The sequence below is a fragment of the Craterilacuibacter sinensis genome (genome assembly GCF_009831765.1).
In the GTDB taxonomy this organism is placed as follows: Bacteria; Pseudomonadota; Gammaproteobacteria; order Burkholderiales; family Chromobacteriaceae; genus Craterilacuibacter; species Craterilacuibacter sinensis.
The window spans coordinates 1-16,710 of record NZ_WSSB01000001.1; the positions used below are offsets into that span (position 1 = coordinate 1).

Here is a 16,710-nt window from a genome sequence, read left to right on the forward strand (position 1 = left end):
AGTAGGACACCGCCAGACGCCCCATAGAAAACCCCAGCTCAATGAGCTGGGGTTTTTGCATTAAGGTGAAATACCCAGAATTCGCCGCGTTGCCTGAGGCAGCGCAAGCAGCCGTTTATTTCTGGTAGCCATAGCGAGATGGTCCCACGCCTTCCCATCCCGAACAGGACCGTGAAACATCTTAGCGCCGATGATAGTGTGGCATTCGCCATGTGAAAGTAGGACACTGCCAGAAGCCCATATCAAAAAGCCCGACTCGATGAGTCGGGCTTTTTGCATTTCAGCGCCGGTCAGCTATCGACGAGTGAGCCATCACGGAAGACGATAATCTTGTCTGCCAACCGCTTGGCCTGTACCGGGTTATGGCTGACCATCACCAGCGTATAACGGCATTTAAGTGAGGTGATCAGCGCTTCTATATCGCTGCTGGCCTGGGTGTCCAGCGAGACGGTAGGCTCGTCCAAGAGCAGGATTTCCGGTTGCAGGATAAGCGCACGCGCAAGGCACAAGCGTTGCTGCTGGCCACCGGAAAGCGAGGCGGCCGGCGCATCCAGCCGCATGCAGACTTCGTCCCAGAGTTGTGCTTCGCGTAGCGCCGCCTCGATGCGTTGTGCCAGTTCGGCGCGTGGCGGATTTTTCACCAGTTGCACAGGCAGGCGCAGGTTGTGTCCGATGGAGCCGGGCAGCAGATTCGGGTGCTGGAATACCATGCCGACGCGGCGACGCAGCCAGACGGGATCGGTGCCGTGATGGTAGGGGTGGATGGTCTGGCCGGAGAGGGATAGCGTCAGCTCGCCGCTGACGCGTGCACCCGCCGTGTCATCATGCAGGCGGTTGAGTACGCGCAGAAAGCTGGTCTTGCCCGAGCCTGACGGGCCGAGCAGGACCGATAGCTTGTTTCCTGGCAGTTCAAGCGAAATATTGGACAGCAATTGTCGCTTGCCGATGGCCAGCGAGAGTTGATGGCAGCGGATAGCGCTCATGATAAGGATCTTTTCTGGAGTTGGCGCGCAGTCGCAAACAGCAGTGCAGACAGGCTCATCAGCAGCAGGGCAGCGGCAAAAGCACGTGCCAGCTGCGCTTCATCGCGGTATTCGGCGGCGGTGACCATGATAAAGAAGGGCAGTGCTTCGAACTTGTCGAACAGGCTGCCGGGCAGGCCGGTTTCGGCGACCACGCCAGTCAGCAGGATGACGGCAACATCCTCCAGCGCCCGCCCTATCGCCAGAATGCAGCCCGAGAGTATGCCGGGGCTGGCGGCAGGCAGGTAGACATGGAGGATGGCTTGCGATTGGCTAAGACCGAGCGCCTGAGCGCTGAGCCTGAGTTCTGCCGGCAACTGGTGCAGGCTGACCCGGGTAGCCTGCACCAGATAAGGCAGCACCAGCAGGGCGACACAGCATGCGGCCAGCAGGAGTGAAGTATTGGCTTCGGGCAGGATATTGCGTAGCAGCAGGATCAGCATGAAACCGGTCAGCCCCATCACAATGGAGGGCATGCCGGCTAGCAGATCGACCAGCGTATATGCCAGCCGTCCCCTGCGTCCGCGCGCGTATTCGGCCTGGTGGATGCCGGCAGCAATGCTCAGCGGCAGGGCGATGCCGATGGCGAGCGTAACCAGCATCAGGCTGCCGGCGAGTGCCGGCCATAAGCCGTCCCACACCGGCACCTGGCCGCTGAGTGCCGGCCAGGCAGGTGCATCGCCAAACAGCAGCCTGCCATTTAATGCCGGCCAGGCGCCCATCAGCAAAAAGCCCAGAATCAGTAGCAACAGGCCGGCGAAGGCGGCTGCCAGCAGGGTGCTGAGTGCGACGACGGTGCGTTCAATGACGGTGCGCGGATTCATCGGACAAGCTCGCGGTGAGGAAATGAACCAGTGCGACATAAGCCAGCAATAGCAAGCTGGCAGCGTAGATGGCCGCATAAGCCTGGCTTTGGGTATCGGCAGCCAGCGTGATCGCGATATGTGCGGTCAGGGTACGCAAGGGCTCGGTCGGGTTGGCGGGCAGCCAGATGGCGTTGCCGCTGACCATCAGGGCAATCAGCGTATCGCCGACGGCGCGCCCGGAAGAAAGCAGCAGCGCGGACAGTAGCGCGCGCCGTTCGGCCGGCAACACAACCCACAGCAGCAACTGCACGCGCGACAGACCCAGCGCATCGCCTGCCGCTTGCAGACGGGTAAAGGTCGGCGACAAGGCGCCGCTTAGCAGCAGGGCCACGGTTGGCGTCAGCATGACGCCCAGCGTGAGTGCGGCCGCCAGCCAGGAATAGCCCATGCCCAGCCCCAGGCTGTCGCGCAGCCAGGGTACCAGTAGCCAGACGGAGACAAAGGCGTAGACCACGGTCGGAATGCCGGACAGCAGCGCCAGCAAGGTGCGCATTGCCGCGGCCAGTGGGCGGGGGGCGAGCCCCAGCGTAGAGAGTGCCAGCAGCAGCCCGCACGGGTAGGCGAGCAGCAGGGCCGAGGCGGCGAGCAGCAGCGTGCCGGCTGCCATACTGGCCAGACCTATCTCGCCGGCGGCCGGATTCCAGCTGCTGCCGGCAAGCGAGATAAGCAGGGCTGGGTCGCGCCATAGCGGCAGCCCCAGCCATAACAACAGCGCCAGAATGGCGAACACCGCACACGCTGCAATGCCGCCGGCAAACGCGGCGGCCGTCGCGAGCAGACGTTCAGACATCAGAACGCAGGGATGTAGCCATGGTTGCGGATAATGGCCTGACCTTCATTCGTTTTGAGGTAGCGCAAAAAGGCGGCAGGCAGTGCTGCCGGTTCACCCTTGGTGTTGAAGTACAAGCCGCGCACGATGGGATAGTCACCGGACAGGGCATTTTGCTGAGTCGGTGCATGACCGCCTACGCTCAAGGGCTTAATGCTCTGGTCCAGCATGCCCATGCCAAGGTAGCCGATGGCGCCCTTATCGCGGGCAATGGCCGACTTGGCCGCGCCATTGGAGCTGACCAGTGTGGTTTTCGCCGCGGGTGCGGTGTCCTTGCCCAGCACCTTGCCGACAAAGACTTCGCGCGTGGCGCTGGCCTCGTCGCGGCCATACCGATGGATAGGTGCATCGGCCCCGCCCAGGGCCTTCCAGTTGCTGGTCTTGCCGCTGAAAACATCGCGCAATTGTTCGAGGCTGATGTCCTTGACCGGATTGCTCGGGTGGACTGCGACTGCGACACCGTCAAGGGCAAAGTGGAAGGGCTTGAGCTGGTAACGGGCGATTTCCTCGGCGCTGACTTTGCGCCCGGTGCTGCCGATATCGACCAGGCCTTCGCCCACTTTCTGTACGCCAACGCCGCTGCCACCGCCGGTGACGCTGATGCGGATTGCCGGGTTGGACTTTGACACCTGACGCGCGATGTCTTGTACGACAGGGATATGGGCGGTGCCGCCGGCAATATCCAGCTTACCGGACAAGCCTTTAAAGACGTCGATGTCTGCGGCAAGAACGGGAAGGGAAATAGTAAGAGCTAGCAAGCCGGAAAAGGCGGCTGCGACAGGTTTGCGATGCATGCTTTGTCTTTCATGGGGGGCGCCGGCAAAAGGCGGCGCTTAAGGCGCGGGATTATAGCGGCAGAGCGTGTGCCATTCCGGACAAAAGACATTGTCTTTGACCTGGATCAGTAGTACGCCGCGACGAAGGCTAAGTCTTGTGGCCGCCGTTGCGTTGCACTTTGCAAGGCGGTCTCTTCGACACCGGCATACCCCGATACCTGTGCGCGCTCAGGTCAGGGCACGGGCGCGCGATTGCCGATTCTTGGTCTCGACTCCGGTTCCTGGCGCACGCTGGCACACAAGCTTGATTTGCGTGAAGGATTTGAGATCAGTTTCTTTCACTTCATGCAGGCACTGGCGCCGCCGCATGGCTAACACGCCGGCACTGGGGCGCGGTAGAATGGCAGGCTGAATTTCCGTCTGGTCCCGAGTCACACATGAAACCGCATCCCCGCAACGCACGCATCAAGGGCGATCCTTTTGTTCCCAACCGCTTTATCTTTGGCGATGCCGTCGACGACAAGGGGCTGGAGCCTTATGAGTACATCGTGCACACCGAGGCGCCGGCCTTTATCTGCCGTCTGGTCGGTAACGACAATATGCCGTTTGCCGGGCGTGAAGCGGAGGGTTTTGCCAGTGCCGTGCTATACGACGAAGCTGAAAACATCACCCACTATGTCTGCAATAGCGGCTTGCGCATGTTTGACTTCAATTTTATGGAGGAGCCGCCGACTGCCGCCGCCTTGCAGCGCATCTGCGACGAGGCCATGGCCTTGTACGAGCGGTTGAACAAGGCTTATGCCGAGCGTGAAGCCAATCCGATGCAGCGCGAAATGCGTGTGATTCCGACCGAGCCCTTGCCGCCGGCTGAGCGTCAGGCAGCGATTGTCGGCCTGATGGACAAGGCGCGCGAGGCGCTGGCCGAGCCGATGGCGCGCATGCAGCTGACTGCCGCCGTGCAGCAGGTGCTGATGGGGGGCGATCAGGCGGTGTTTACCGAGGCGCAGCTGGGGCTATTGGCCGAGGCGCCGGTGCGTGAATTATTGGTCGAAACGGCACGTGGTGCGATTGCCCGTCCCGAGGTGGTGCGCCCGGATGGCAGTTTTGCTTCATTTGAATTGTGGGCCTTGCCGCTTGCCTTCTCGCGTGCCAAGGGCGGGGTATGGTGGCATTACCCGCTGATGGAACGGGTGGAAGTGGCGCTGGCCGATGCGCTGGAAGTACCGGAAAAATCCATCTTGTGGGTGTCGCCCACCATTTTCACGCTGGACATGCTGAACGAGCGCGCCTGCCAGAGCCTTGTGCATCTGGCGCCGATTATGGATGCCGGTTGCGACTTCGCCCCGGCCGACCCCGAGGCATCGCGCGCCACTTTTGAGGCCGCCGACCAGACTCCGGATGCCCAGCTGGTGCTGGCCTGGATTCCGTTTCTGGCCGAGCGCGGGGTGCTGGGACACGAGCAGGTGCGCAAGCTCTCGCGCAAGGCGCTGGATGCGGCGATGCCGCTGGTGCAGCAGGCAATCAGCCGCGAGATGGAGTATGGCGAGGCCGAGCTGTTTGCGCCTTTGCCGATTTGGGATGCGCTGGAAGCGGGCGTGCGCGCATGGAACAGAAAACGTTTGGGGCTGACGGTGGCGATTGCCGCCAGCAGTCTTGCCAGCTTGCGTGAGCTGGAGGCGGTGGCCGAGTACCAGCCTGAGTTGCAGGGCTATGATGTGGCGCTGCGCCGTTCGCAAAGCAAAGAGATTATTGCCCGCACGCCATGGCTGGTGGTGCCGGATGTGGCATCCGACAGGCAGGCTTGCTGGCAGGATCTGGTGGACTGCATGCAAGAAGCAGGGATTGCATTATCCGAACAGCAGACGCGCTGGCATTAGTTTTCACGCCATTTATTTGCACCGCCGCCCTGATGGGCGGTTTTTTATTGCGTGCGCATTTAATTCGGCCGCCATGTATTCCTATTTGCATAATTGTGGGGTATTTTAATTGCCATACCAATTAATAAAAATAGGTGATATGTGCGGGGGAAGATCAGACTGAATTCAATGAAATTCAGAGCCGCACTATTTTGTGTGCTGCTGGGGTGGGGGTTGACTCTATTGGTTGCCGGCATTTATTACCTTGATGGCAAGCAACAACTGCGCAGCCTGCAGATGACGCACCTGCAGGGACTGGTCGAGCGTACTGCTACAGATCTGGATGATCGCATCCGTACACGTCAGCAATTGGTCATTCGTGGCGCCGCATCGCTGACGCTGACGCCGGAGGAACTGATCCGTGATGCACCTAATCTGATCTCCCGTTTTCACTACCTGAAGGGTATGTTCAGCACTGCCGTGCTTTATGACCGCAATGGCGTGATTGTGGCTGATTATCCGCACATTCCCGGCCGAGTCGGATTGAGTGTCGCTGAACGCGGATATTTCCAGCGCACGCGTGACACCCTTACACCGCAGATTTCTGAGCCGTTTCGTGCCAAGACGCCTTCGCGGCGCCATGTGGTGGTCTTTAGCGCCCCGATTCTTACGCCTGATGGACGCTTTGCCGGTATGTTGGCAGGCTCGCTTGAGTTGTTCTCGCCTGAGTTTTTCGGCGAGTTATCGCAGCTGGCGATTGGCAAGCAGGGGTATATCGTTCTGGTCGCGCAGCAGAGTCGCCGCTTTCTGTTTCACCCCGATCCGGCATGGGTTGATCATCCTATCCCGTCGCGCACACAGGCGCCGGCGCTATACCGTGCCGTGGTTGAAAACAGGTTTGGGGTGAGTGAAGGGGCATTGTCGCGGGGAGAAGATGGGCTGGCTGCTTTGTTTAAATTGCAAAGTGTGAACTGGGTATTAGGGGCGGCTATCCCGCTACATGAGGCCTATTTACCTCTGCAACGCTTTACCCGCACCCTGTTGTGGATTGGCTTGGCGATGATGCTGCTGTTGCCATTATTGGCCTGGCTTGCTATGCGGAAAATGCTTGCTCCGCTGTCGGTGCTGCAGCAGCAGTTGCAGCACTGGCAGGACCCATCGACTGCCGGGGCATTGAATGTGGTCGGCTCCAGCGAACTGGTCGAGATGGCCAACACGCTGAATGCCTTGCTGGCAGGACGGCAGGCATTCGAGTTGCGTTTGAGTGAGCGCGAGGCTTTTTTTCGGGCATTGAATGATGTTTCTCCATTAGGCGTACTGGTATGTGATCGCCAGGGTGAAATTCGCTATCACAATCAGGTCGCAGCGCAAATGCTCTCGGTGAGCGGCATTGGCTGCAACTGGCTTAAGAATGTCGATGCGGCGGAGTCCAGCCGCCTCATCCAGCTTATGGCTGAAGAGCTCACCATCGGTGGGCTTGTGCAGCGGCGCAGCCACTTATCACCTCAGCAGGGGCTGCGCCTATTGCTCGAATTACGCTTGACCTTATTGGATGATGCGCATTGTCTGGTCATCTTGCTTGATGTGACGCAGCAGGACGCAGAGCAGCAGGCATTGGCTGGCGAGCGGGAACGGGCTCTGGCGATACTGGGGTCCATCTCTGATGCCGTGGTATTGACCAATCAGTGCGATGAAGTTGAATACCTCAATCTGCCTGCGCAAGCGCTGCTTGGGATTAAGGCTGGTGACCCGCTTGGGCGTCGTCTTTGCAATCTGGTCGACTTTCGCCATCCCGAGACGGGCATGCTGTTAGCGGCGTACGAGCTGGATGGTTTAACGGCCGGCACCCATGTCGAGCTGGATATGGAGACTGAGGACGGGGAGGTCAGGGCCGTGGTGTTGGCCCTATCATCCGTCGCAGCACAAGGGGTGATGCAGGGCTACCGGGTGTATGTGCTGCGTGATGATGCCGAGCGGCGGCAACGCGAGCAGGAGCAGCGCTATCAGGCGACGCACGACGCATTGACAGGTCTACTCAACCGGCGTGCCCTGCAGCAGGAGCTTAGCCAGTTGCTGGAGGGCGGGCGTCTGCCCGCCGTCACGGTGGCCATGCTGGATCTGGATTACTTCAAGGAAGTCAATGACAAGGGGGGCCATCAGGCTGGCGATCTGATGCTGCAGGCGGTGGCTGGCCTCCTCTACGAGGGCCTGCGCGACTCGGATAGCATTGCACGTATGGGGGGGGACGAATTCGCCCTGATCCTGCGCCATTGTGATGAGGCCGATGGGCAACAGGTGCTGAATCAGATCCGGCAACGTATTGAATGCTACCGCTTGGCATTCGCCGGCCAGTCTTTTACTTTGAGTGCCAGCATCGGATTGACGCAGATCCAGTCATCCGATGCCACTCCAGAGGAGGTGCTCGCCCGTGCCGACAAGGCATGCTATGCGGCCAAATTTTCCGGCCGCAACCGCATCGCCACCACACAAGGCGAGCTACTTAGCTAGACGCCCATCTTGTCGCGCATTTCATACCACCATGCGCCCAGGGTCAGCATGGGGACGCGGAACAGGCGTCCGCCCGGGAACGGGTAGTGCGGCAAGGAGGCGAAGGCATCGAAGCGCTCGCTCTGGCCGCGAATCGCTTCGGACAGCAGGCGGCCGGCCAGATGGGTGTAGGTCACGCCATGGCCGCTGCAGCCTTGCGAGTAGTAGATATTCTTGCCGATGCGCCCGGCTTGCGGCAAGCGGGTCAGCGTCAGCGAGAAGTTGCCGGTCCAGCTGTAGTCGATCTTGACGCCCTTCAGTTGCGGGAAGGTTTTCTCCAGCTTGGGGCGGACCAGATTCTCGATGGCACCGGGGTCGCGTGCGCCGTAGACGGTACCGCCACCGTACAGCAGGCGGTTGTCGGCGGTCAGCCGGTAGTAGTCGAGCAGGAAGTTGCAGTCTTCGACACAGTTGTTGCCGGGCAGCAAGGCGCGGGCGAGCTTGGCGTCCAGCGGGGCCGTGGTGACGACCTGCGTACCACAGGGCAGCGTTTTTTCCGCCAGTTTGGGAATCAGGTTGCCCAAGTAGGCATTGCCGGCCACCACGACAAAGTCGGCGCGGACTTCGCCATGCGCAGTCTTGACCGAGGGCTTGTCGCCTTCGATGACGGCCGTTACTGGCGACTGCTCGTAAATCACGCCGCCCAGGGATTCGAATGCGGCCGCTTCGCCCAAGGCCAGATTCAGCGGGTGGATATGGCCGCCCCAGTTGTCCAGCAGTGCGCCGACGTAGGCATCGCTCTGTACGATATCTTTCATGCCGGCCTTGTCGATCAGCTTGAGGCCGGTATGGCCATAGGCTTCCCACAAGGCTTTTTTTGCCGCCATTTCGTCCAGCTGTTTCTGGGTGAAGGCGGCAAACACATTGCCATCCTTCAGGTCGCACTGGATGTTGTATTTGGCGATGCGCTCGCGGATGATGCGTCCGCCTTCGAATGCCATGGCACCGATGCGGCGGGCTGCTTCCTTGCCGTGGCGTGCTTCGATCACGTCCATGTCGCGGCTGTAGCTGTTGACGATCTGGCCGCCATTGCGGCCCGATGCGCCCCAGCCGACGCGGGCAGCTTCGAGCACGATCACCTTGTAGCCGGCTTCAGCCAGATGCAAGGCGGTGGAGATGCCGGTGTAACCGGCACCGATCACGCAGACATCGGCGACTTGGCGGCCATCCAGTGCCGGGCGTTTGGGGGTGGGGTTGGCGCTGGCGGCGTAATATGAGCCGGTATGGCGGCTTAGCGTTTCACTCATGGTTTGTCCCTTATTGTCGTTATGTGTGCCGTGCTTGCGAAAACGGGCCGCACAGGCGGCCCGCTTGCCAGCCTGTGCAGCTTAGCGGTCGATGCCGCCCAGCAGCACGTACTTGATTTCCAGATAGTCTTCAATGCCGTACTTGGAGCCTTCGCGACCGAGGCCGGACTGCTTGACCCCGCCAAACGGCGCCGCTTCATTGGACAGGATGCCGCTGTTGACGGCGACCATGCCGTATTCCAGCCCTTCGCTGACGCGGAAGATGCGGCCGATATCGCGCGCGTAGAAGTAGGAGGCCAGACCGAACTCGGTATCGTTGGCCATGGCAATGGCCTCGTCTTCGCTGTGGAAGCGGAACACCGGTGCCAGCGGGCCGAAAGTCTCTTCACGTGCCACCTTCATGGACGGGGTGACATCGGCGATAACGGTCGGCTCGAAGAAGCTGTGGCCCAGCGCATGGCGCTTGCCGCCGGCGAGCAGGCGGCCGCCCTTGGCCAGCGCGTCGGCAATATGTTCTTCAATCTTGGCCACGGCCTTGTCGTCTATCATCGGCCCCTGGGTGACGCCGGCCTCGACGCCGTTGCCGACCTTGAGTGTGGCCACCGCAGCGGAAAACTTGGCGATAAAGGTATCGTAAACGCCATCCTGTACCAGAATGCGGTTGGCGCAGACGCAGGTCTGGCCGGCATTGCGGTACTTGGAAATCATCGCGCCTTCTACTGCCGCATCGAGGTCGGCATCGTCGAACACGATAAACGGCGCGTTTCCGCCCAGCTCCATCGACACCTTTTTCACCGTCTGCGCGCACTGGGCGATCAGCTTGACGCCGACTTCGGTCGAGCCGGTAAAGCTGAATTTCTTCACCGTGTCCGAGCCGGTCAGTACGCCGCCGATTTCGGTGGAGCCGCCGGTGATGACCGAGAACACGCCGGCCGGGATGCCGGCGCGGTGTGCCAGCTCGGCAATCGCCAGCGCCGACAGCGGGGTTTGCGATGCCGGGCGCACCACCATCGGGCAGCCGGCAGCCAGCGCCGGTGCGGCCTTGCGCGTAATCATCGCATTGGGGAAGTTCCACGGCGTAATGGCGGCGGTGACGCCTATCGGCTCCTTGGTGACCAGAATGCGCTTGTCAGCGCCGGTCGACGGGATGGTGTCGCCGTAGATGCGTTTGCCTTCTTCGGCGTACCACTCGATATAGCTGGCGCCGTAGGCGATCTCGCCCTTGGCCTCGGCCAGTGGCTTGCCCTGTTCGGCGGTCAGGATGGCACCCAAGTCATCCTGATTGGCCATCATCAGGTCGAACCAGCGGCGCAGCAGCACAGCACGCTCTTTGGCGCTTTTTTTCTTCCACAGCTTGAATGCGTCAGCGGCGGCGGCGACTGCGCGCTCGGCTTCGGCGCGGCCCATTTTTGGCACTTGGGCAATGATTTCGCCGGTGGCCGGGTTGCTCACCGGAATGGTTTCACCATTGTCGGCATCCAGCCAGTCGCCGTTCAGATAGCACTGCTGCTTGAGCAGGCTCGGGTCTTTCAGGTTCAGCATGTCTTGCTCCGCAAACGGCGCTTGCCGCGCCGTTGCCGTGGGTTGGATCAAGCCTTGATGGCTGCTTCGAGGATGGCCAGTGCTTCGTCGAAGACGGCGTCTTCGATAGTCAGCGGGAACAGGAAGCGCACCACGTTGTAGTTGACGCCGCAGGTCAAGAGCAGCAGGCCGGCTTCCAGCGCCTTGGCCTGAACCTTTTTGGTGAAATCGACATCCGCGCCGCTGCCGTCCGCCTTATTGAATTCGACCGCAATCATGCCGCCCAGACCGCGCACATCGGCAATCTGTGGCACCGATTTTTTCAGGCCGTGCAGCTTTTCCTTCAGTGCATCGCCCAGATGATTGGCGCGCTCCAGCAGTTTTTCTTCGGTGATGGCGCTGATCACCGCCTCGGCTGCGGCCAGTGCCAGCGGGTTGCCGGCGTAAGTGCCGCCCAGACCGCCCGGAGCCGGTGCATCCATGATCTCGGCGCGGCCGATTACGGCAGACAGCGGGAAGCCGCCGGCCAGCGATTTGGCGGTGGTGATCAAGTCCGGAGCCGTGTCGTAGTGTTCGCTGGCAAAGAACTTGCCGGTACGGGCAAAGCCGGCCTGTACTTCGTCGGCGATCATCACAATGCCGTGCGCGTCGCACAGGCGGCGGAGTTCGCGTACCCATTCATTCGGTGCGGCATAGAAGCCGCCTTCGCCTTGTACCGGCTCGTAAATAATGGCGGCGACGCGGCTGGCTTCGATATCGTACTTGAACAGCTTTTCAATGCTGGCAATGGAGTCGGCAACCGACACGCCATACAGCTCATTGGGGAATACGGCGTGGTAGATCTCGGCCGGGAAGGGGCCGAAACCGATCTTGTAAGGGGCAACCTTGCCGGTGAGCGCCATGCCCATCATGGTGCGGCCGTGAAAGCCGCCGCCAAAGGCAATCACGCCGGAGCGGCCGGTGGCGGCACGGGCGATCTTGATGGCGTTCTCTACCGCTTCGGCGCCGGTGGTGAAGAAGGCGCTTTTCTTGGCAAAAGCACCCGGTGCCAGCGTATTGAGCTGCTCGGCCACGCGGATATAGCTCTCGTACGGCACGACCTGGTAGCAGGTGTGGCTGAATTTTTCCAGCTGGGCAGCGACTGCGGCCTGCACCTTGTCGTGCAGATGGCCGGTGTTCAGGACGCCGATGCCGCCGGCAAAGTCGATATAGCGACGGCCTTCGGTATCCCACAGCTCGGCGTTTTTCGCGCGATCGACAAAGAAATTGCACATCACGCCCACGCCGCGTGGGGTGGCATCGGCTTTACGCTGCAGGAGTTGCTGGGTTTCGCTCATGGTTGGCCTCATCTGGTCTGTTGCTTTGAAGGTACGGGCGTGGCGTGTTGTCTCACTGTTTATGCTTAGTGAATATTATGGCGCTACATCGGTCCGCAGTTTGCCCGATTCATTCTAATGAGGTGTTTAGGAAAATGTCACGTGTATGGTGGAAAATTAAACACTCGCTTTGCACGAGTGATGCAGAAATGATCACAACAGGCCATCAGCGCCATAAAAAAGCCGGCCCTGCACTTCGGGGGAAGGGCAGGGCCGGCCTGATTTTGCAGGGGCGCGTCTAGAAGTAGCGGTTGACGCTTCTGAGCGTGGCCTCGGACAACTCGCCGCTGGCCTGGGCCAGTTGCAGGCGGGCAAACAAATAGCCGTAGCGCGATTCGGACAACTGGCGCTCGGCCTCGTAATAGGCTTGCTCTGCCTGCAGCAGGTCGAGAATGGTACGCAGACCCACTTCACGTCCCAGACGTGTGGCATCGACCTTGTTTTTGGCCGACAGCAAGAGCTGCTCATTGGCCTGCACCAGCGCCGCACCGTTGGATACGCCAAGGAAGGCGGCGCGTACCTCTTCGCGCACCTTGCGCTTGCTGGATTCCAGTTGCTCGCCGGCCTGCTCTTGCAGCGCGACCGCTTCGCGTACCTGCGAGTTGATGCCGCCGCCGGCGTAAAGCGGAATGGTCAGGTTAAGCCCGATGCTGCTGCCGCGGTTGTCGGTGAAGCTGGTGCGCGGGTTATTGGTGCTCTGGTCCTGATAACCGGCGGTCAGTGCCAGTTTGGGCAGATGATTGCCGCGGGCGGCAGTGACATTCTGCCGTGCCAGCTGTGTCTGCTGTTCGCTGATGGCAATTGCCGGGTTGTTGTTCAGCGCGCGCGTGATCCAGGCATCGGCCGAGTCGGGATCGGGAGCGGAGAGGGCGATCTTGCCCTTGAGCGGGCTGATGCCTTCATTGACCAGCCCGGTCAGCGTGCCCAGTGCATTGCGTTTGACCTCCAGCTGGTTGATGGCGCTGATTTCGCGCGCGCTGGCGGCGTTGTAGCTGGCTTGTGCTTCATAGCTGTCGAGTATGGTGGCGGTGCCGACTTCAAACGCCTTTTTGGCCTGTGCCAGTTGTTTCTCGAAAGACTTCTTCGCCGCCAGGGTGGACGACAGCGTGTCCTGCGCCAGCAGCACATCAAAGTAGGCGCGGGCAACCGAGAGGATCAGCGCTTGTTCTGCGGCGGTAAAGCGGGTGTCGGCCAGTGCGCTGCTGATCTTGCCTTTCTGGTAGCCGGTCCAGGCGCCGACATCGAATAGCGGCTGCTTGAGTTCGGCACCCCAGCCATGGCTGGAGTAGCTGCCGGAGACGCCCGGCTCGATATCGTTGCTGCGGCTGATACTGCTGGACAGGCCCAGTTGCGGCAACAACAGGGCACGGCCCTGATCGCGTTTTTCCAGTCCGGCATTGCGTTCGGCTTTTTGTGCCGCGAAGCCCGAATCATACTGGCGCGCCGCATACCATGCTTCCAGCAGGTCAAAAGCCTGCGCCGGCATGGCAAGCGAGCTGGCCAGCAGCAAGGTGGCGAGCTTGGGGGCGGATGTCTTCATGCAATCTCTCTAAGTCTTGATGCCTGCGCCGCGGCATGTGTGCCAGCGGCGCAGGCGTTTTTCTTATGCTCAGACCGTCGGGCGTTTGACGCGGAACCACTGTGCGTACAAGGCCGGCAGGAACAGCAGCGTCAATACGGTGGCCACCAGCAGGCCGCCCATGATGGCGACCGCCATCGGTCCCCAGAAGGTGCTGCGCGTCAGCGGTATCATCGCCAGGATGGCGGCCAGCGCCGTCAGCATGATAGGGCGGAAGCGGCGCACGGTGGAGCCGACAATCGCTTCCCACGGCTCTATGCCTTCGGAAATATCCTGCTCGATCTGGTCGACCAGAATCACCGAGTTGCGCATGATCATACCCGACAGCGCGATCACGCCCAGCATGGCGACAAAGCCGAAGGGCGCCGAGAAGGCGATCAGCGTCAGCGTGACCCCTATTATGCCCAAAGGCGCGGTCAGCAGGACCATCAGGCTGCGCTGGAAGCTCTTGAGCTGCAGCATCAGCAAGGTCAGCACGATCACCAGCATCAAGGGGGCAACCTGGTTGATGGCGGCTTGCGACTTCTGGCTGGCTTCCATCGCGCCACCGAGTTCCAGGTGGTAACCCAGCGGCAGGGTTTTTTCCATCTCCTGCAGCTTGGGCCAAAGCGCGCGCGAGATATCCGATGCCTGTGTGCCGTCGCGCGCATCGGCGCGTACGGTGACGGTAGGCAGCCGGCCACGGCGCCAGACTATGCTTTCTTCCGGCACATAATCGATATGGCCGATCTGCGACACCGGCACATAGCGGCCACCGGCTGTTTGTATCATCAAATCGCCCAGTGCGCCGACATCGAGTTGTTCATTTTTGTTAAGGCGTGCCACCACGCCCAGGGTGCGGTCGCCTTCGCGGTAGTCGGTAATGGCCGCCCCCGAGATCAGCAGCTGCAGTTGCTGGGCCAGATTCTGGCTGGAGATGCCCAGCACCCGGGCCTTGTCCTGATCCAGCGTGATGCGCAGCGACTTGAGCTGTTCGCCCCAGTCATTATTGACCTGGCGCGTCCCGGGATGGGCACGCAGCAGTGTCTCGATCTGGCCGGCGATGGCGCGCACCTTGGCATGGTCCGGGCCCATGACGCGGAATTGCACCGGATAGCCGACCGGCGGGCCGTTTTCCAGACGCACCACGCGGCCGCGTACCATGGGGAAGTCGTTGTCCAGCAACTGGAACAGCTTGCTGCGTACCGCCTCGCGGCTTTTCTCGTCATGTGTCATCACCATCAGCTGGGCGTAGTTGAGGTGTTGCTGCTGCTGGTCCAGCGACAGGTAAAAGCGCGGGCTGCCGCCGCCGACATAGCTGGTGACGCTGGCGATATTCTTGTCGCCTTTGAGCAGGGCTTCCAGTTTCTGCGTTTCGCGCTCGGTCGCTTCGAAGCTGGCGCCTTGCGGCAGCCACAAGTCGACCATCAGCTCGACCCGGTTGGACGCCGGGAAGAACTGCTGCTGCACAAACAGTTTGAATGCCACCAGCGACAGGATAAAGGTGGCAAAGGTCGTGGCGATCACCAGCTTGCGGTGCGACAGGCTCCAGTCAACCGCTTTGCGGAATTTGAGATAGAAGGGCTTGTGGTATACGTCCTGATGGCTGCTGCCATGCTTGTGTTCCGGCAGCAGGATAAAGCCCAGATAAGGCGTGAACACTACCGCGACCACCCAGGACAGCAAAAGTGCGATGCCGACCACGGCAAACAGACTGAACACATATTCGCCGGCATTGGATTTGGCCAGTCCCACCGGCAAGAAGGTGGCGGCGGTAATCAGGGTGCCGGTCAGCATGGGGAAGGCGGTGCTGGTGTAGGCAAAGGTCGCCGCCTGAAAGCGGTTCCAGCCTTGCTCCAGCTTCAGCGACATCATCTCGACCGCGATAATGGCGTCGTCGACCAGGAGTCCCAGCGCGATAATCAGCGAGCCTAGCGAGATGCGCTGCAAGTCTATCTTGAGGAAGTACATGCAGATGAAGGTCATCGCCAGCACCAGCGGGATAGACAAGGCCACCACCACACCGGGGCGCCAGCCCAGGCTGAAGAAGCTGACCGCCAGCACGATCACCACGGCTTCCAGCAAGGAGCGCATGAATTCGCCGATGGCGCTTTTGACGACTTTGGGCTGGTCGGAAATCGCATTGACCTCGACTCCCAACGGCAGCTTGCCTTCGATTTCCTGCATGCGTTCGGCCAGCGCCGCGCCGAACTTCAGCACATCGCCACCATCTTTCATACTGACAGCCAGGCCCAGCGCCGGCTGGCCATTAAAGCGCATGCGCATCACCGGCGGGTCGATAAAGCCGCGGCTGACGCGGGCAATATCGCCCAGACGGAATGTCTTGCCATTGGCGATGATGGGGGTGTTGGCCACGGCGGTGACCGAGTCGAAGGCGCCGCTGGGGCGCACCCAGACCCGTTCGCTGGCGGTATGGAACTCGCCGGCCGGCCGCGTGGCATTCTGCTCGGCCAGTGCCGCCCAGATGACGCGGGCGTCCAGCGCCAGCGTTGCCAGCTTGGCGGTGTCCAGATCGACATAGATGCGCTCTTCCTGTGCGCCGACAAACTCGGCCTTGCCGATATCGGGTACGCGCAGGATTTCCTGACGGGCCGTGTCGACATAACGGCGCAGCTCTTCATAGCTGTAGCCGTCGCCGGTAAAGGCGTACAGATTGCCGTAGGTATCGCCGAACTCGTCGTTGAAGAACGGGCCTTTGACATCGCCAGGCAGGGTATGGCGGATATCGCCCAGCTTTTTGCGTACCTGATACCAGTAGTCCTTGACCTTTTTCGGGTCCACGCCTTCGCGCAGATTGAGGATGAACTGGGCTTCACCGGGCTTGGTATAGCTTTTGATGTATTCCAGCTCGCCCATTTCCTGCAGCTTGCGCTCTATCTTGTCGGTAACCTGCTGTTCCATCTCCAGCGTGCCGGCGCCGGGCCAGACCACGCGCACCATCATTGCCTTGAAGGTGAATTCCGGGTCTTCCTTCTGCCCCAGCTGGGCATAGCACCAGACGCCGGCCAGCATCAGCATCACGATCAGGTAGCGCACCAGCGGCTGGTTTTTCAGTGCCCATTCGGAAAGATTGAGTCTCATGCGTATCTTT

The 16,710-nt window shown here is 60.9% G+C and carries 11 protein-coding genes and 1 rRNA gene; 3 read left to right on the top strand and 9 right to left on the bottom strand.

The genetic code is table 11. From position 1 onward, the window contains the following. Window positions 1-120 precede the first annotated feature (120 nt). Window positions 121-235 (top strand): 5S ribosomal RNA (gene rrf, locus GQF02_RS00005). Between the two features lie 55 nt (window positions 236-290). Here rrf and GQF02_RS00010 read toward each other — a convergent pair. Genes GQF02_RS00010 through GQF02_RS00025 form a run of 4 tightly spaced genes read right to left on the bottom strand, consistent with a single transcriptional unit; the run spans window position 291 to window position 3,511 of the window. Next, window positions 291-983, bottom strand: a complete 693-nt coding sequence (locus GQF02_RS00010) for a phosphate ABC transporter ATP-binding protein (RefSeq protein ID WP_160794020.1) — start codon at window positions 981-983, stop codon at window positions 291-293. Further along, the gene (locus GQF02_RS00015) at window positions 980-1,846 is read right to left on the bottom strand and encodes a PstA family ABC transporter permease (RefSeq protein WP_160794022.1); all 867 of its coding nucleotides are present in this window, start codon (window positions 1,844-1,846) and stop codon (window positions 980-982) included. The genes GQF02_RS00010 and GQF02_RS00015 overlap by 4 nt, the downstream gene beginning before the upstream one ends. Continuing rightward, the gene (locus GQF02_RS00020; RefSeq protein ID WP_124734640.1) at window positions 1,824-2,678 is read right to left on the bottom strand and encodes an ABC transporter permease subunit; all 855 of its coding nucleotides are present in this window, start codon (window positions 2,676-2,678) and stop codon (window positions 1,824-1,826) included. Before GQF02_RS00020 ends, GQF02_RS00015 begins: the two co-directional genes overlap by 23 nt. Continuing rightward, complete coding sequence (locus GQF02_RS00025; RefSeq protein WP_160794024.1) at window positions 2,678-3,511, bottom strand: phosphate ABC transporter substrate-binding protein; 834 nt, start codon at window positions 3,509-3,511, stop codon at window positions 2,678-2,680. Before GQF02_RS00025 ends, GQF02_RS00020 begins: the two co-directional genes overlap by 1 nt. Before the next feature lie 419 nt (window positions 3,512-3,930). On the opposite strand from GQF02_RS00025, the gene GQF02_RS00030 reads away from it, so the two are divergent. Both GQF02_RS00030 and GQF02_RS00035 read left to right on the top strand, forming a co-directional pair. Then, complete coding sequence (locus GQF02_RS00030; protein ID WP_160794026.1) at window positions 3,931-5,370, top strand: hypothetical protein; 1,440 nt, start codon at window positions 3,931-3,933, stop codon at window positions 5,368-5,370. 168 nt (window positions 5,371-5,538) lie between these two features. Further along, window positions 5,539-7,857, top strand: a complete 2,319-nt coding sequence (locus GQF02_RS00035; RefSeq protein ID WP_124734643.1) for a diguanylate cyclase domain-containing protein — start codon at window positions 5,539-5,541, stop codon at window positions 7,855-7,857. On the opposite strand, the gene GQF02_RS00040 is transcribed toward GQF02_RS00035, so the two are convergent. The 5 genes from GQF02_RS00040 to GQF02_RS00060 form a co-directional block, all read right to left on the bottom strand. Continuing rightward, complete coding sequence (locus GQF02_RS00040) at window positions 7,854-9,143, bottom strand: NAD(P)/FAD-dependent oxidoreductase (protein ID WP_160794028.1); 1,290 nt, start codon at window positions 9,141-9,143, stop codon at window positions 7,854-7,856. The genes GQF02_RS00035 and GQF02_RS00040 overlap by 4 nt on opposite strands. A gap of 81 nt (window positions 9,144-9,224) precedes the next feature. Continuing rightward, window positions 9,225-10,685, bottom strand: a complete 1,461-nt coding sequence (gabD, locus tag GQF02_RS00045) for an NADP-dependent succinate-semialdehyde dehydrogenase (protein ID WP_160794030.1) — start codon at window positions 10,683-10,685, stop codon at window positions 9,225-9,227. 47 nt (window positions 10,686-10,732) lie between these two features. After that, entirely contained in the window at window positions 10,733-12,001 is a 1,269-nt protein-coding gene (gabT, locus tag GQF02_RS00050) for a 4-aminobutyrate--2-oxoglutarate transaminase (protein WP_124734646.1), read from the bottom strand. A 277-nt stretch (window positions 12,002-12,278) separates the two neighbouring features. Continuing rightward, window positions 12,279-13,580, bottom strand: a complete 1,302-nt coding sequence (locus GQF02_RS00055; RefSeq protein WP_160794032.1) for a TolC family outer membrane protein — start codon at window positions 13,578-13,580, stop codon at window positions 12,279-12,281. A gap of 69 nt (window positions 13,581-13,649) precedes the next feature. Beyond that, window positions 13,650-16,700 (bottom strand): efflux RND transporter permease subunit, encoded by a 3,051-nt coding sequence (locus GQF02_RS00060; RefSeq protein ID WP_124734648.1) that lies wholly within the window; start codon window positions 16,698-16,700, stop codon window positions 13,650-13,652. Window positions 16,701-16,710: the final 10 nt, after the last annotated feature.

Bases quoted from the DNA above. Each gene is read 5' to 3' on its own strand.
- GQF02_RS00010 (WP_160794020.1), bottom strand. From the start codon at position 983: ATGAGCGCTATCCGCTGCCATCAACTCTCGCTGGCCATCGGCAAGCGA.
- GQF02_RS00015 (WP_160794022.1), bottom strand. From the start codon at position 1,846: ATGAATCCGCGCACCGTCATTGAACGCACCGTCGTCGCACTCAGCACC.
- GQF02_RS00020 (WP_124734640.1), bottom strand. From the start codon at position 2,678: ATGTCTGAACGTCTGCTCGCGACGGCCGCCGCGTTTGCCGGCGGCATT.
- GQF02_RS00025 (WP_160794024.1), bottom strand. From the start codon at position 3,511: ATGCATCGCAAACCTGTCGCAGCCGCCTTTTCCGGCTTGCTAGCTCTT.
- GQF02_RS00030 (WP_160794026.1), top strand. From the start codon at position 3,931: ATGAAACCGCATCCCCGCAACGCACGCATCAAGGGCGATCCTTTTGTT.
- GQF02_RS00035 (WP_124734643.1), top strand. From the start codon at position 5,539: ATGAAATTCAGAGCCGCACTATTTTGTGTGCTGCTGGGGTGGGGGTTG.
- GQF02_RS00040 (WP_160794028.1), bottom strand. From the start codon at position 9,143: ATGAGTGAAACGCTAAGCCGCCATACCGGCTCATATTACGCCGCCAGC.
- gabD (WP_160794030.1), bottom strand. From the start codon at position 10,685: ATGCTGAACCTGAAAGACCCGAGCCTGCTCAAGCAGCAGTGCTATCTG.
- gabT (WP_124734646.1), bottom strand. From the start codon at position 12,001: ATGAGCGAAACCCAGCAACTCCTGCAGCGTAAAGCCGATGCCACCCCA.
- GQF02_RS00055 (WP_160794032.1), bottom strand. From the start codon at position 13,580: ATGAAGACATCCGCCCCCAAGCTCGCCACCTTGCTGCTGGCCAGCTCG.
- GQF02_RS00060 (WP_124734648.1), bottom strand. From the start codon at position 16,700: ATGAGACTCAATCTTTCCGAATGGGCACTGAAAAACCAGCCGCTGGTG.